Source organism: Prevotella melaninogenica ATCC 25845, from assembly GCF_000144405.1.
Taxonomy (GTDB): domain Bacteria; phylum Bacteroidota; class Bacteroidia; order Bacteroidales; family Bacteroidaceae; genus Prevotella; species Prevotella melaninogenica.
This window is the reverse complement of sequence record NC_014371.1, coordinates 304,206-319,431: the sequence shown is the minus strand read 5'-3', so window position 1 is coordinate 319,431 and position 15,226 is coordinate 304,206. Positions and strand designations below refer to the sequence as shown.

The 15,226-nt window shown below is 39.9% G+C and carries 12 protein-coding genes; 5 read left to right on the top strand and 7 right to left on the bottom strand.

Going from position 1 to position 15,226, the window contains the following annotated elements:
* Positions 1-82 precede the first annotated feature (82 nt).
* Genes HMPREF0659_RS08320 through HMPREF0659_RS08305 form a run of 4 tightly spaced genes read left to right on the top strand, consistent with a single transcriptional unit; the run spans position 83 to position 6,318 of the window.
* The gene (locus HMPREF0659_RS08320; protein WP_013265778.1) at positions 83-1,282 is read left to right on the top strand and encodes a hypothetical protein; all 1,200 of its coding nucleotides are present in this window, start codon (positions 83-85) and stop codon (positions 1,280-1,282) included.
* Complete coding sequence (locus tag HMPREF0659_RS08315) at positions 1,272-1,829, top strand: condensin complex protein MksE (RefSeq protein WP_013265782.1); 558 nt, start codon at positions 1,272-1,274, stop codon at positions 1,827-1,829. Before HMPREF0659_RS08320 ends, HMPREF0659_RS08315 begins: the two co-directional genes overlap by 11 nt.
* Positions 1,813-5,460, top strand: coding sequence for an ATP-binding protein (locus HMPREF0659_RS08310; protein ID WP_013265173.1), 3,648 nt, complete (start codon positions 1,813-1,815; stop codon positions 5,458-5,460). The genes HMPREF0659_RS08315 and HMPREF0659_RS08310 overlap by 17 nt, the downstream gene beginning before the upstream one ends.
* Positions 5,461-5,472: 12 nt before the next feature.
* Positions 5,473-6,318 carry a DUF7281 domain-containing protein gene (locus HMPREF0659_RS08305; protein WP_013265796.1) on the top strand — a complete coding sequence of 282 codons (846 nt, stop codon included), beginning with the start codon at positions 5,473-5,475 and terminating at the stop codon, positions 6,316-6,318.
* A gap of 41 nt (positions 6,319-6,359) precedes the next feature.
* Here HMPREF0659_RS08305 and mnmE read toward each other — a convergent pair whose 3' ends face one another.
* The 3 genes from mnmE to HMPREF0659_RS08290 are packed head-to-tail and all read right to left on the bottom strand — an operon-like array spanning position 6,360 to position 9,404.
* Positions 6,360-7,748, bottom strand: a complete 1,389-nt coding sequence (gene mnmE / locus HMPREF0659_RS08300) for a tRNA uridine-5-carboxymethylaminomethyl(34) synthesis GTPase MnmE (RefSeq protein ID WP_013265903.1) — start codon at positions 7,746-7,748, stop codon at positions 6,360-6,362.
* A 10-nt stretch (positions 7,749-7,758) separates the two neighbouring features.
* Positions 7,759-8,520: an exodeoxyribonuclease III gene (locus HMPREF0659_RS08295; protein ID WP_013265591.1), complete on the bottom strand. Its 762-nt coding sequence runs from the start codon at positions 8,518-8,520 to the stop codon at positions 7,759-7,761.
* An 8-nt stretch (positions 8,521-8,528) separates the two neighbouring features.
* A complete protein-coding gene (locus tag HMPREF0659_RS08290; protein ID WP_013265390.1) occupies positions 8,529-9,404 on the bottom strand; it encodes a nucleoside phosphorylase in 876 nt (291 codons plus the stop codon).
* 445 nt (positions 9,405-9,849) lie between these two features.
* Here HMPREF0659_RS08290 and HMPREF0659_RS08285 point away from each other — a divergent pair, with 445 nt between their 5' ends.
* Complete coding sequence (locus tag HMPREF0659_RS08285) at positions 9,850-10,890, top strand: type I asparaginase (protein WP_013265844.1); 1,041 nt, start codon at positions 9,850-9,852, stop codon at positions 10,888-10,890.
* A 119-nt stretch (positions 10,891-11,009) separates the two neighbouring features.
* On the opposite strand, the gene HMPREF0659_RS08280 is transcribed toward HMPREF0659_RS08285, so the two are convergent.
* From HMPREF0659_RS08280 to HMPREF0659_RS08265, 4 genes are all read right to left on the bottom strand, one after another.
* The gene (locus tag HMPREF0659_RS08280) at positions 11,010-11,927 is read right to left on the bottom strand and encodes a dihydrodipicolinate synthase family protein (protein WP_044046045.1); all 918 of its coding nucleotides are present in this window, start codon (positions 11,925-11,927) and stop codon (positions 11,010-11,012) included.
* A 98-nt stretch (positions 11,928-12,025) separates the two neighbouring features.
* Positions 12,026-13,252 (bottom strand): MFS transporter, encoded by a 1,227-nt coding sequence (locus HMPREF0659_RS08275; RefSeq protein ID WP_013265189.1) that lies wholly within the window; start codon positions 13,250-13,252, stop codon positions 12,026-12,028.
* A gap of 120 nt (positions 13,253-13,372) precedes the next feature.
* Positions 13,373-14,449 (bottom strand): cyclically-permuted mutarotase family protein, encoded by a 1,077-nt coding sequence (locus tag HMPREF0659_RS08270; protein WP_013265290.1) that lies wholly within the window; start codon positions 14,447-14,449, stop codon positions 13,373-13,375.
* A gap of 308 nt (positions 14,450-14,757) precedes the next feature.
* Positions 14,758-15,090 (bottom strand): cupin domain-containing protein, encoded by a 333-nt coding sequence (locus tag HMPREF0659_RS08265; RefSeq protein WP_013265265.1) that lies wholly within the window; start codon positions 15,088-15,090, stop codon positions 14,758-14,760.
* Between the last annotated feature and the right edge of the window lie 136 nt (positions 15,091-15,226).

Sequence of the window (15,226 nt, the reverse complement as noted above, 5' to 3'; positions counted from 1 at the left end):
GTATTAAGAAATCTTGCTAACTTCCACCTTATTCAATAATAAAGTCAAAGACTATCATACTCTTGATATATAAAACAAGCCCATGGACATACTGTCACACTTTAGAACAATAGAAGAACTTACTAAAACACTCTCACGCGAACAAAGACTACTAAGTGAGATGTTTGAAAAGCGAAAGCTGATAAAATTCCCCAAAGGAATAGCACTGGAGTTAGTTGGAGAGAATGAGAGCCGACTAAGTAGGCTCATTGACTATGGTGTAGTAGTAGAAACTGGCAATTCTCTTGAAATAGAGAGCGACTATCTTAATTTCTTCGAGGAGGTACTGAACGTGAATGAGGAAATAAGTGTGTTAAGTGTGCAGGAATGTATCAACACACTAAAGGAGCATATCACTTATTTCCTACAAGAGACAAACGTAAATCGGAAGGCTGGCTACCAAGATAGTGTACGCCAAATCTTGAAGAAGACAGGCTTTAGGACGTTGAAAAATGTAGTGGACTTGAAACGAAACATGGACAACACCTATAAGCAAGAACCAAACTATCTCAACAAGAAAACGAAACTCCAGAATCTTGATGAGAAAAGTCATAGCATACGCTCGATGATACGTGAATGTGAAAAGCTAATGGACAATGAGCAAGCCTTCTTCATTATGGCCAATGACCCACACATGGCTAAGACTTGTAGCAATGTAAGACACGATTTCGTTGAAGCCTATCATGCACTGATGGAGATAGATAGACAGATTATTGTCTATATCAATCAAATAGACCAACAGAACCAGCTTTACAAGAAGATACGCAAATTAAAGTATCTGAAAGACCAAGTTCTCATCAAGACAGAAACTAATATTACACAAGTATTAGAAGATAACAATCCACTATGGATGGAGTCTCGGCAATATAGCAAGATTCGTCTTTCATTAGAGGCATTAAGAGAGAATGATGAGATAGCAAAGGTTTTAAGGAGAATAGCAGAACGTAATGGTATACAAAAGACGTCACGAACAGAGGCAGAACCACTTACAAAGGAAGACTTACAAGAGCAAGTACAACTTCTGAAAGAGATTGATCCTACTGAAGTGTGGAATGCCTTTGCTGCCTCAAGCTACAATCTCTTTGAATTTATCCTCAGATACAACTACACGACAAAACGTGAAATAGAAGATCATGCAACCCTCTTTTGTCAACTTGTCATCCTACACCCCGATGAATGTAAAATGACTGGAGAATACGCAACTTACCAAAACATTGAATATCCAATCATCTATGCGAAATAACACTCAACGAATATATGAACGATTAATCCGCGGAGAATTCCTCTCTGTTGATAGTTCTGACAACTCTATCCGCCATCTATACGATGACTTAGAAGAGAACTTTGAAGATTATGCAGACTACTTTAAAGAAGTTGGTCTACAATTAGAACAAGGCAATGGTTACTTCTACTTCTCTCGTATAGGGGAAGGAAAACAAGCTATAGAACAAAAGTTAGAAAGTTTTTCTAAGTGGCTTGATTATCTTGACTTTCTTAAATGCTATAACCAAGCATTCTCTGCAGGTTACCAATTTCGCAAAGGACATCTAATAGAACAAATCAGTTTAGATATTGAATTGAAGGAGAAAGCCAACCACCTATTTAAGAAGTATGGCGCAGGCTCAAATCAAGAAATAGTGAACAAGCTACTCCAAGAGATGCAAAACATGGGATTTGCTGAATGTGTCAATATTCAAGATGAGACTTTTAAGATAACCTCTGCATTCCGTTATGCTGAGGAATTGGTTAACATGATTCAAATAGCTAACGAAGATGAAATACCTGAATAGAATCATATTTATCAATAGTGCTAATATTCCTTATGCTGAAATATCAGTAGATGGCAACGTGCATTTCACTGGAACGCAGGGTGTAGGAAAGAGTACAGTACTAAGAGCACTACTATTCTTCTACAATGCCGACAAGCATAAGTTGGGTATTCAACAAGGCCAGAAGTCGTTTGACGAGTTCTATTTCCGCCAATCTAACTCGCATATCCTCTATGAGGTAATGCGTGATAATGGAGCATATACCATATTAGTCAACCGATACCAAGGACGCGCTTCTTGGCGGTTTATTGATGCACCATACCAAAGGGAGTGGCTCATTGATAATGATAAACAGGTGTTGAGTGACTGGGTCAAGATACGTGAACGTATTGATAAGAATGTGAGTGTGTCAGCAAGAATCGACTCTGGGGTAATGTTTAAGGACATTATCTTTGGTAACACACACGACCACAAGTTTACTCGCTATGCCTTAGTACAGAGCTCTCACTATCAAAATATACCCCGAAGTATTCAAAATGTATTCCTTAACACGAAGTTGGATGCTGACTTTGTAAAGAATACTATCATCCAGTCAATGGCTGACGAAGACCACCCTATTGATTTACAAACGTACAGAAGACTGGTAACAGACTTTGAAAGAGAATACGATGAAATAGACTGTTGGTTCCGACAGACACGTGACGGAATTTATCCCGTACGCCAACAGGCACTGAAAATAGCTGAACAGGGCCGTAAGATTGTTGCGTTTGATCAGCAACTACTTGATGTATGGCACATGCTGAACTATGTTGTAGCGGACGATGAACAACAAATACCACTATTAGAAAGTAAACTTGTAGATGTAAGAAACAATATTGAGAAAGAGAGTAAACGTCAGAAGGAACTTAAAGCAGACTATGACAAAGAAAAAGACTCACTCAATCAAGACCTTGGAGGAAAGAATAGTAAACTAAAAGAGATAGCTGAGAAACGAAAGTATTTTGATGCTATCAATATAAAAGAAAAGGTTGCACTTAATGCTCGTGAGAAGTCATTAAAGTATGAGGCGGATGAGAAAAAAATGCTATTGGACGATTTACTCAAAACGAATGCGTCAATAGCAGAGAAGTATAATATCGCCAAAGCGAAACTTGAAAATGCTCATCAAGCATTTACCAATAGGCTGAGAGAGGCTTTGTATACAAAGCAAACAGAGCTACAACAAGAACGAAATCGCTATGAAGAAGAGCGTTCTAAGAACAGAAACCTGGTTATGAATGCGTATCGTGCTTGGTCACTCGAATCCAAAGAACGTCTTCACAGTCTTACTGTTGAACAGTATAGAGCTGATAGTAGACTTAAAGAACTGCGTCAATGGCACCCAAAAGAGGATGACATCAAGCTGGTAAAGGAGCAACTGCAACAATTAGATATCAATGAAAAGGCTAATGAGGAACAACAGAAAACTGTTAGAATTCAAATAGAAAAGCTGACTAACGAATTCGAAATGAAAGAGGCTGAATTAAAACAAGCCTCTTTGCAGGAACAAAAACGATTGGAAGACAATCGCGCGATATGCCGTAATGAGATTGCAAGAATCAACGACTTGCTGTCACATCTGGATGACTCGCTGTATCATTGGTTGTGTAAGAATGCTGAAGGGTGGGAAGATACGATTGGAAAAGTTGTAGATGAAGAACGAATACTCTACGCCCAAGGACTTGAACCAACGTTAGACTATAAAACGGACAACCTATTTGGAGTAAAGCTCAACTTGGAAAATATTGAGCCTACCCATCGTACTCCTGATGAGTATCGAGCAGAGAAAAAGAAATTAGAAGAACGACTTCAACTTCTGAATAGACAGTTATCACAACTGCCAATAACCCTCCAAGAGGAAATATCTAAACTTGGTAAGAAGTATGGTAACCTACTTAAACCATTGCGTCAGGAAGCTACTCAGCTAAGAGTGGAGGCTGATCAAATACCTACAAAGAGACAGGACCTGCAAAACCAGCGACATAAATTAGAGATGGAAGAGCAGGAAATAATCTCAAGCGAACAAGAGTTACGTATGCGTGCATTCAATGATGCCACTCTAAAAGTTGATGCTGAGAAAGAAAGACAAGCTAAGAATGATGCTAAGAACGAAAAGGACTTGAAGGAACTTGATGCTGCTTTCAATAGGTCTGTAAAGGCACTTAATAATGAACTTAATGCCTTTCAAGAGCAACAAAAGACTGAAGTTGAATTGCATAATCAGGAATTTGAAAATCAAAAAACTCAACTTGACAAGCAACAAAAAGCCGAGCTTGAAGGCAAAGGAGTAGATATCAGACTATTGAACGAATATCGCAAAGCACTTGATGAGCTTAACAAGCTACTTCAACAGATAGAAACAGACCGCAATGACGTAATCAAATACGAAGATGCGGTGGCCACTCTCTTCTCCAAAGAGGCTGATATTAGAAACAATATAAAGGAGATTGGGCAGCGACTTATTATGTTGCAACAACGCTACGAAGACAAACGAATACGCATAGAGAAGAAGAGACAGGGATTTGAAGACCAACAAAGAGCGATTCAAAAAGACCTCGCTCATAGACGAGATGGACTAAATCAATATCATCAAGTTATAGAAAATGAACACTTAGTATCCAACGATTATCTCGCTGATAATAAGGTAAAGTCTACGCATTTAGACTGTCTACAGCTAATAAGTCAGCTGAGAGGCACCATTAATCAGAAACGAGAAGCCATTGAGATACTAAAAGGAACTGTCGTAAACTTCAATCGTAACTTTAAGCCACAGAATGCTTTTCACTTCAACACAATGCCTATCACAGACGCAGATTATATGCAGATTGCAGTTGACTTACAAGAGTTTATCGACAATAATAAGATAGAAGAGTATCGAAGACGTACCAGTGAACATTATAAAGACATCTTAGGACGTATTTCAACTGAGGTCGGAGCATTGATGAAACGTCGATCTGATGTGGATGGAGTAATCCTTGACATCAATCGAGACTTTGTTGAGAAGAACTTTGCAGGAGTCATTAAAAGTATAGAATTAAGAGCAAATGAGTCGTCAGACAAGCTTATGCAGTTGCTTATATCTATTCATAATTACTGCATTGAGAATGCTCTTTCTATAGGAGAACTTAATCTCTTCTCAAGTGATAATCGTGATGAAGTAAACCGAAAGGTTGTAGATTATCTTAAAAGCTTATCTCATCAGTTACAGAACGAGCCAACTCGTAACATCGTATCATTGGGCGATTCCTTCCGTTTACAATTCCGTGTAAAGGAGAACGACAATGATACAAGCTGGGTAGAACGCATTAATAACGTTGGTTCAGACGGAACAGACATCTTAGTGAAGGCAATGGTTAACATCATGCTTATCAACGTATTCAAGAAGAAGGCAGCCCGTAAGAGTGGTGATTTCATCGTCCATTGTATGATGGATGAGATTGGTCGTCTACATCCAAACAATATTAAAGGCATCTTACAGTTTGCTAACTCACGTAATATCCAGCTAATAAACAGTTCACCAACATCCTATAATCCGTACGATTACCGGTACACCTACCTACTAAGCAAGCATGGTGTAAAGACGAAAGTTGAGAAACTTTTAAAGAGAATATAACATCGAAAGACTATGGCAGTAAGTGCATCTATACAAGCGTTAATAGCTGGTGAGACCGTTGCAGGCTCAAGGATAAGTAATAGACTACTGACAGAACTTATCCAGGAAGGTCTATTGCAAATCATTATACATGGGTCGAGAAAATCGTATCGTGCCAACAATATCGAAGCATTAAAAAGGTTTCTTATTGATAAGGATGAGAATTATCGTATTTTAGATGTCGATAATTTCGACTCAAGAAGTTCAATGGCAAGCGAGACAGGAAACTCTAAACTCGTGACTATACGTTCGTGTCCTGGATTCCCAGTAAATACGTATGAGTTGATTGAATGTCAATTGAATAAAGAACCATTTACCATCAATCCACAAGAAGGATGTTTCTTTTTTGTTTCTGATTGGAGAACTTTTGCAATTCCAGATGATGTCATTATCATTGGAATTGAGAATATGGAGAATTTCAGAAAAGTTCGTCAACAAAGACTTTTCTTCGATGAGTACCTACATAAACATGGACATTCACAAAAGGTACTGTTCGTCTCACGCTATCCACAATCAACCGATCTTAGAGAATGGCTGGCATCTATTCCCAATCCATATATCCACTTTGGCGACTTTGATTTGGCTGGTATTCATATATTCCTGTCTGAATTTCAGAAGCATTTAGGCACAGAACGCACATCTTTCTTAATCCCAGAAGATATCTCCTCACGGTTAAGATGCGGCTCAACAAGGCGTTATAACGAACAATATGCTCGTTATAAGGATATTAAATCAGATAGAATAGAGATTCAGCAATTGATAGACCTCATTCATCATGAGCGTAAAGGCTATGATCAAGAGGGTTACATTTCTCAATAATAAGGACTTACGACACAAAGAGAGCAACCTATCCAAAGACCTTACTTACCAATACAAAAGTGCTTAAATATATTTCCAAGCACTTCATGTGGGGTGATCTGCCCACCTGTTATATCAGCGAGTTGATGAAGACAGATGCGTAAGTCTTCACTAACAAGGTCACCACTAAGTCCAAAGTCGAGAGCTTCTATGACACGTAAAATAGATTCGTCAGCATGCGTTAATGCCTCGTAATGACGCGCAGAAGTAATGATAACACTATTCTCACTTATCTCAGGGATATCAGCAGCTTCATAAATAGCCTCCTCCAAAGCCTTAATATTTTGCTTTAACTTTGCTGATATAAAGATAGTTGGCAATTCATCATTTAGCAGTTTTCGCTCTGTTTCTTTACTATCTATTTTATTAAAGATAGCTATCAAATGCTTACCTTTCGCCAAACGCTGCATTTCAGCACATTCTTCTGCCGTTGGCTGCTCATCAATAACCCATAAGACAATGGCAGCCTCATCCATCTTTTGATAAGCGCGCTCAATGCCTAACTTCTCAATTTGGTCATCAGTGTGACGAATACCAGCCGTATCTATAAAACGAAAGGTGACACCTTTGATTTCTGTTGTATCTTCAATGACATCGCGTGTTGTACCATGAATATCTGAAACAATAGCTTTCTCCTCATGAAGAAGGCAATTCAACAGAGTCGACTTACCCACATTCGTCTTACCAACAATGGCAACAGGCACACCTTTCTTCAAAGCCTTACCCGTCTCAAAGGAATCTGTGAGGAGTTTTATCTTTTGATGAATCGTCTCTGCCAAAGCTTTTAGTTCTGTACGATCAGCAAATTCAAGTTCCTCATGGTCAGAGAAATCAAGTTCTAACTCCAACAAAGAAGTCATTTTCAAAAGCTGTTCACGCAAGAGTGAAAGCTCTGAACTAAAATGGCCCTTCAACTGGCTCAATGCCACTTGATGCGTTGCACGATTAGAAGCAGCAATAAGGTCGGCAACAGCTTCCGCCTGACTAAGATCCATCTTGCCGTTCACATAAGCTCGCTGTGTGTACTCTCCCGGCTGAGCCTGACGACAACCAGCATCGATAAGTGCCTTTACAACCTGATTAAGAATATAAGCAGAACCATGACAAGATATCTCAGTACTATTCTCACCCGTATAGCTATGAGGAGCACGGAAGACACTAACCAGAACATCATCAATGGTTTTTCCCTCCTTGTCAAGGATTTCACCATAATGCAAGGTATTCCCTTTCGCATCTGTTAAATGCTTTCCACGAACACCATGAAAGACTTTGTCCGTCACTTCTATCGCCTTCTCACCACTCACACGGATGACACCTATAGCTCCACCAGGCTGAGTAGCAAGACTACACACTGTATCAGATGCTGATAAAAATATACCCTTTGAATTCATTTTACTATTGTTATATATCTATATCGAGTAAGAGAGGGACATTACATGAGCCTTCCACATCCTGTAATGGATAGCAGTCAACAACCTTACTGATTAATTGTTTGCTAATGAGAAACAAGTCTATTCTATACCCTTTCTTATTCTTTCTATAGTCAGACCCGAACGGGAAATAAGTAAATCCCTCACTTTTAGTGCTTGGATATAGGTAACGATAGACATCAATCAACTGTTCTTCTTGAACAAACCTTCCAATCTCTGCACGTTCTTCTTTACTAAAACAAGCTAAAGAAGTGTTTATAACAGCCTTATCCCAAGCATCTATATCTTGCTGCACAACATTGAAATCACCACATATAACACATGGCTTATTTTGCTGTAATTGGTGAATAAGACTTTGAAAACATTTATACCAATGGTGTCTATTATCTCTTGTTGTTGCTGTTGCCCCTGCATAAGGAACATAAACACATACAACATAAATCTCTTTTAACTCTGTAACAATGACATTCCCTTTGTCGTAATATACATTAAAGTTATCATATGTAACAGCTATGAGAGAACTTGATTTTGACAGAAGAGCAGTACCTAAATGTGCAAAGTCTGTTGACTCATTCCAATACTGTCGATAGCCTTTAAAGTCAAAATTGGCATATAGCGTTCTTACTTTGGTTTCTTGTAGACATACTATATCAGGAGTACAGCTTTCCAACATCTGCTGGAGATTTGGCAAAGCTGTCCTAATACCAAAAGTATTCCAAGAAATTATCCTCATGAAGGGTCCTATATTCTCTCCAACACCTTCTCAATCAAGCCGTCGATAGTATTCTTATAGCTTGCATTTGCTTCTTTTGCAAGGCGGTTGGCAATAACCATACAAACCGTTACAGCCTTATGCCCCATAAGCGTTGCAAGACCAGCAAGCGCCGAAGACTCCATCTCGAAGTTGGTTATCTGCATACCATTATAAGAGAAGTTTTCTATCTTCTCATTCAATTTAGGGTCCTGCAATGGCAAACGAAGCTCACGTCCCTGTGGTCCGAAGAATCCTCCACAAGCAATCGTAACACCACGTACCATATCATCTGCAGCGATAGTGTCAAGTAATTCCTTGTCAGCACAAGCTACATAAGGATTACCCAACTGCGAATCCCATTCAACCTGCTTCTTGAATTCCGCTTCAAACTCAAGGTCAGAAGCCTGATTACGACCTGCATAGAAGTTTAACAAGCCATCGAAACCAATACTCTTGGCAGATGCAATGTAAGTACCAACAGGAGTGTAAGGCTGCAATCCTCCACAAGTACCGATTCGTACGAGTGTCAACTGACGCAACTGCTCATTCTCTGTACGTGTCTTAAAATCAATATTAGCAAGCGCATCTAATTCGTTTAAAACGATATCAATATTGTCACAGCCAATACCTGTACTCAAAACCGTAATTCTCTTTCCCTTGAAAGTACCTGTGATAGCACAGAACTCACGATTAGCAACCTCACATTCTTTATTCTCAAAGTGTGAAGCAACGAGTGCCACGCGACCAGGGTCACCAACAAGAATAACTTTATCTGCAAGATTCTCTGGCTTCAAGTGCAAGTGGAAGATACTTCCATCCTCATTTATAATCAGTTCTGAAGGGGCAAAATATTTCTTCTCCATAGTCGAAAGTTGATTTGGTAATATTGTGATTGATCATGTTAAAAAAACAAAGGTAAGCATAAAAGAAGAGATAACCAAACGTTGTAAAGGAAAAAAACACATTGGTAGGAAGCCTTACAAAAAGGCTAATAACATAGTTTCCGCCCCAAAAAGGAGATATATAACATCGCAATTAAGCATCAGCACCAATGGTGCGAAGCGTCAGCACCATTAGTGCTGAGCATTAACACCATTGGTGCTTACCTACAAAACAAGGCTTAACGAGCCCCAATATAGCAAAAGAAAACGATAAGATAAAGGGCATTACCTTATGAAACAAGCCACTAACAACTAACATATAAGATATTTGCTTACCATACAACATTATATAGAAAATTATCTTTTAAAATTACGATGGGAATTAAATGTTTTTCTTATCTTTGCAAAAATAACAAACTAATGCACGATGAACAGAACCAACAAAGTATTACTCATTTATACAGGCGGTACCATTGGTATGGGACACAACCAACGGACAGGTGCATTGGAGCCATTAGACTTCAACCATCTTGTTGATAACGTTCCCGAGTTCAAACTAATCCCTACGGAGGTTGACACCTATCAGTTCGACCCTCCTATCGACTCTTCTGATATGTCGCCAGTGCGATGGAAGCAGTTGGTGAAAGTTATTTCAGACCGATATGATGAGTATGATGGTTTTGTTGTTTTGCATGGTACAGACACGATGTCTTACACAGCCTCTGCCTTATCATTTATGTTTGAAAACCTCACAAAGCCAATCATCCTTACTGGTTCACAACTTCCAATAGGTCAGTTACGTACGGACGGTAAGGAAAACCTCATGACAAGTCTTGAATTAGCATCTGCTCATCACTTAGATGGAACGCCAATGGTACCAGAGGTTTGTATCTACTTTAGCGGTCATCTCCTACGAGGCAACCGCTCAACGAAGCAGAATGCAGACGAGTTTAATGCGTTTGACACTTTTAATTATCCTCATCTCTGCGAGGCTGGTGTCAACTTCAACTTTAAAGAACACAGTATATTAAAGCCAGACTTTACGAAGCCAATGGTACCACACTTCGAGTTGGATAACAATGTGATTATCTTCTCTCTCTTCCCCGGTATTGAGGAGCATTTGATTCACCACATGTTTGATGCGCCAGAGTTGAGAAGTATTGTCATGCGTTCATACGGAAGTGGAAACGCTCCACAGCAACCTTGGCTTATGAATATACTTCGTAAGGTTTCAGAGCGTGACGTTATTGTGGTTAATATCAGTCAGTGTATTAGCGGACAGGTTGAAATGAATCGTTACGACACGGGCTATCAACTCAAGGACACTGGTGTTATTAGCGGTTATGATAGTACGGTTGAGGCTGCTGTAACAAAGTTGATGTATCTGCAAGCTAAGTACAACGACACCGAAACAATTCGCAAATATATGAACCAGTCGATTGCAGGTGAAATCACTATCTATAATTGATAGACTACTGCAAACGACTTGATAGAAAAACAAAACAGCCCAATATTTCCCACTCTTCCTACAAATCAACATACATTGAAAGGAAGAATAAAAGGAAATATTGGGCTGAATTATGTTTGTTAGAACTTATTGCAACGCTCGAAGAAACCGATTTCTTCAAGTTCTTTCTTCATGCGTGCCTCTTCTTCATCTGTCATATTCTGGAATGGAACACGGTTAGGACCAAGGTCAAAACCCATCAGTTTCATGATGCGCTTACCACCAACGATATTGCCACGGAAGTGACAAATGACGTTGATAACCTCTTGTGAGAAGTTTTGTTTCTCACGTGCTGTTTCAATATCACCCTTGTTCCATGCCTCGATGATACCTGTCAGCTCACGACCATTATAGTTGGTTGTGCCGCCAATACCACCCTTCGCACCGCCTTGAGCCAAACTTGGGAGAATCGTTTCGTCCTGTCCATGCAGCATATCAAACTTACCATCCTTGTAAAGACGGCACTGGTTGTACTCATAAAGACTCTCGAAGGTGTACTTGATACCTGCGAAGTTAGGGATACGACCATCGACTGCTTTCAAGAGTTCGAGCATAGATAAGAATGCACCATTGAATGCTGGGATGTGGTAGTAGTAGAAAGGAAGAGAGGGAGCTGCGGCTGCAATCGTCTCACAATACTTCACTAACTCCTCGATACGACCAATCTTTGGGAATGGAGGAGCCATCGCACCGATACCCCATGCACCAATCTTCTCTGCATGTTCTGCCAAACGTACGCTCTCACGCAAGCAACAACTACCCACGTGTACGATAACCTTGAAGCCCTCTGGTGCAGCCTGCATCCAGCGTTCTGCCAACTGCATACGCTCCTCAGTTGTGAGCATATAGCCCTCACCAGATGAACCATTGATAAACACTCCCTTCAAACCGTTCTTCTGCAACATGGCTGCATAAGCCTCAATAGGTTCAAGATTGACATCGCCATTAGCATAGAATGGCGTGAACGGTGCGTCAATTAATCCAATAATCTTTTCCATAAACATTGTTGCCCTCCACCTTTAATCCTCTAAAAGGGGGTTGTATGCGTGGGAAAGGCGATTATATATGATAATAATAAGCAATTATAAGCGATTCGTTACTCCATATTGTCGGTTGTCGGTTTCAAGCAAGAGAGCTGTAAAACCAAAGCTAAGACAACAATACCTCCCAAGATAGCAAAGCCATTACCAAGGTTTCCACCATCAGTCCACTTGCCTAATACCTGTGTAACAGCAGCACCAGCGAAGACTCCAGTCATGTTCATAATACCATAAGCAGTACTGCGATACTTTGAAGAAATGAACTGACAGAGGATTGGCATATTGTTAGCATCAAACATACCATAGCCAATACCAAAGCATAAACCTGCTCCGACGACAGCTACAAGACTATGACCAAAACCCAATAACATAAGGGCTGGAACAGTAAGACCAAGTCCAATGGCGCTGGTATAGACACGTCCGCGCAAGTTACGCTGTACCCAACGGTCAGAAACAACACCTCCCATGATAACACCGATAAACGATGATACAGCGATAGTTATCGTTGACATTGGTCCTGCACTTGACATTGGAATATCCAAACTATTAGCAAATAGCGTTGGCAACCAGTTCTTTGTTGCCCAACCTGGGAGACTTGGCACGGCAAAATAGAAGAGTATTACCCAGAAAGCCCACGTCGAGAAGACAATAGACAAGCCACGGAAAGGGTTCTTACTTAACTTAGTCTCACCTTGTAAAACCGCTTTCTGTCCATGCTTAGGATTCTCTTTCAAGAATAAAAGTAATACAAGTGAATAAACAATACCGATAATACCAAACCAATGAAAGGCTGCATGCCATGAGAACATCGCTGCCAACGTTGCACCAAAACCTCCAACAGCCTGACCAACATAAAGTCCTGTCATGTGAATACCTATCGCTAATGAGCGTGATTTTCCCTCATGCCAATCAGCAATGAGCGACAAAGCTGCAGGAATATAAAGTGCTTCGCTAATGCCCATAAAGGCACGGAGCCAATAAAGTTGGTCGAAACTCTCAGCATAACCCATAAGATAAGTCACAGCAGACCATACAAAGATACTACCAACAACAAGCCACTTACGATTAACTCGGTCGGCAATAATACCTGCGAATGGACTTACAATACCGTAAATCCACAAGAAAACAGCCATCAATGCACCAAAAGCCTCTGCGTGATTTAGTTCTGCAATATCGACTTTCATAGCTTCCTGCATCGTCGACAACATCTGTCGATCCATATAATTCAGTAAGGCTACAAACCAAAGGAGGGCAACAAGTACCCAAGGATAGTATTTTTTCATAAAAGATTACAGCCCTCCCCGTATATCAATCATCTTACATAAGTAAGCAATGAGTGTCATAGAGAATAATGGGCGATTAATAAATTACTTAAATTAGGAGCAAAATTTCACCAATAGATATTAGCGTTTCGGGTACTTTACTATCTTATTACTACGCACTCTTGGCTTCAACTCGCCACCAATCACGTACAAACCATGATCTGTCTGTGCCAAGGCTGCACCAGCACGTGCCGTTTCTGAACTCTTATAAAGAACTTTCCAGCCATCTCTGTTATAGTATAAAGTGTATGGATTAAAGCGATACCACTCAATAGGATGACTCAAATAATCTGGTTGAGGATGATTGACAGCAGAGAGGAAAACATCTTTGTTTACGCCTCCCATTACTAAAAGCTGGTCTTTAGTTAGGTTTATACCTGTACCACCTCCAACGAATAGAGGCTCACCTTGGTCGTCTTTCGGACCTTCAACCAACTCCCACTCATCAGTCGTCTCGTCATATACACAACCATCCAACGACAACTTTGCTTCCTCACCATTTGCTGCAGGAGCGAAACCACCGAAAAGACAGAAACGATTATCACCCATACTCCCTGCCACTGGCTGCACACGTACCATACCAGGGAAAGACTTTATGTCCTTCCAACCTGCTGAGATATTATCTAAGTCAAGGCGTAAAACACGATTAGAAGCCTTACCATCCATTATTCCTCCTACTATATAGAGATGTTTACCGACTAAAGCACCAGTCATATTATCCACTGAGCAAGGCATAGAAGGGAGAGGAGAAACTTCAGCTTTACCATCAACAAGAGTTACACGATAAACTTTTCCATAGCTTCCGTCGTTATTCATTCCGCCTACAACAATCATACTATTGTCGCAAGTCACAGTAACACCATAAGCCAAAGGCTCAGGCAAGTGACCAACCAACTTCCAATTCAATTGATTTCCATCGTCAGTTTTGGTAGCATAAATCCCACTGTAATAAACCTTCTTACTATCAGGAGCCAACGTATTTACTGGAAAGTTACAACCACCAGCCATAACAAGTTGGTCATCAATTCTACCTGCATAACAAGCAGAAACGCCATGTTCGATTCCTACTTCATCCGTAGGAAAGCCACGCATCACCATTAAGCTATCGGCATCAGAGGCGTTTGCACCCAATCCCGTCAATAAAGTTATCGTTGTCATTATTAGGTTTTTAATTCTCATCGTTTTAGGTTAAAATATCGCTTGGGTTACCCCCTTCTTACAATAATACAACTTTACAACAGTATTTACGTACGTATAATGTAAAATTCCATGCCATAATCAATTTGCTTACTAACCATAAACGACCTACATTCCCTTTACTATTTAATTGAAAACGACCGAGATAGATGAGGCAATATGATAGCATAAAAACAAATTCTTTTCATGAAAAGAAAGAATTATTATCATGAAAAGAAATATTTTTCATCACGACAATAAATATTTTTTTTCATGAAAAGAATTCGCTCTTATCTCAAAGTTGGTACGATAGCAAGGTACACTACATCATGGTCTGTACAGTTTTCAAACCAATGGAAGTGCCCTTCTGGACAATAATGTAACTGTCCTACCCTTGCAACTTCCGTTGTATCGTCATAATGAACAGTCAGTTCACCACTAATAACATACATCACCTCAAAAGAGCCAATATGCTGATGCTTTCCACTATTTGCACCAGGACGCAAGGTTGAGTACATGATACGTGCCTGATCATCTACAAAAGCACGCACATCTAATTTTCCTTCACCCCCTTTAAAGCCTTCAATATGCTCTTCGGTAATCTTGTCAAAATCAATAATCATAATGTATGGTTTTTAATTCTTATATAAAGATAGTGCAAATGGATGCTATGAACGATTACTCACAGATTACCGAATGCAGTCTATCAAGCACAAAGGTAACAAAAAAAGCAGAGACCCCAACAAGAGTCTCTGCTTT

What these genes read in the sequence shown, in the direction of transcription:
- HMPREF0659_RS08265 (WP_013265265.1), bottom strand. Translation starts at nt 15,090, where the DNA reads ATGATTATTGATTTTGACAAGATTACCGAAGAGCATATTGAAGGCTTT.
- mnmE (WP_013265903.1), bottom strand. Translation starts at nt 7,748, where the DNA reads ATGAATTCAAAGGGTATATTTTTATCAGCATCTGATACAGTGTGTAGT.
- HMPREF0659_RS08305 (WP_013265796.1), top strand. Translation starts at nt 5,473, where the DNA reads ATGGCAGTAAGTGCATCTATACAAGCGTTAATAGCTGGTGAGACCGTT.
- HMPREF0659_RS08275 (WP_013265189.1), bottom strand. Translation starts at nt 13,252, where the DNA reads ATGAAAAAATACTATCCTTGGGTACTTGTTGCCCTCCTTTGGTTTGTA.
- HMPREF0659_RS08295 (WP_013265591.1), bottom strand. Translation starts at nt 8,520, where the DNA reads ATGAGGATAATTTCTTGGAATACTTTTGGTATTAGGACAGCTTTGCCA.
- HMPREF0659_RS08285 (WP_013265844.1), top strand. Translation starts at nt 9,850, where the DNA reads ATGAACAGAACCAACAAAGTATTACTCATTTATACAGGCGGTACCATT.
- HMPREF0659_RS08280 (WP_044046045.1), bottom strand. Translation starts at nt 11,927, where the DNA reads ATGGAAAAGATTATTGGATTAATTGACGCACCGTTCACGCCATTCTAT.
- HMPREF0659_RS08320 (WP_013265778.1), top strand. Translation starts at nt 83, where the DNA reads ATGGACATACTGTCACACTTTAGAACAATAGAAGAACTTACTAAAACA.
- HMPREF0659_RS08315 (WP_013265782.1), top strand. Translation starts at nt 1,272, where the DNA reads ATGCGAAATAACACTCAACGAATATATGAACGATTAATCCGCGGAGAA.
- HMPREF0659_RS08270 (WP_013265290.1), bottom strand. Translation starts at nt 14,449, where the DNA reads ATGACAACGATAACTTTATTGACGGGATTGGGTGCAAACGCCTCTGAT.
- HMPREF0659_RS08310 (WP_013265173.1), top strand. Translation starts at nt 1,813, where the DNA reads ATGAAATACCTGAATAGAATCATATTTATCAATAGTGCTAATATTCCT.
- HMPREF0659_RS08290 (WP_013265390.1), bottom strand. Translation starts at nt 9,404, where the DNA reads ATGGAGAAGAAATATTTTGCCCCTTCAGAACTGATTATAAATGAGGAT.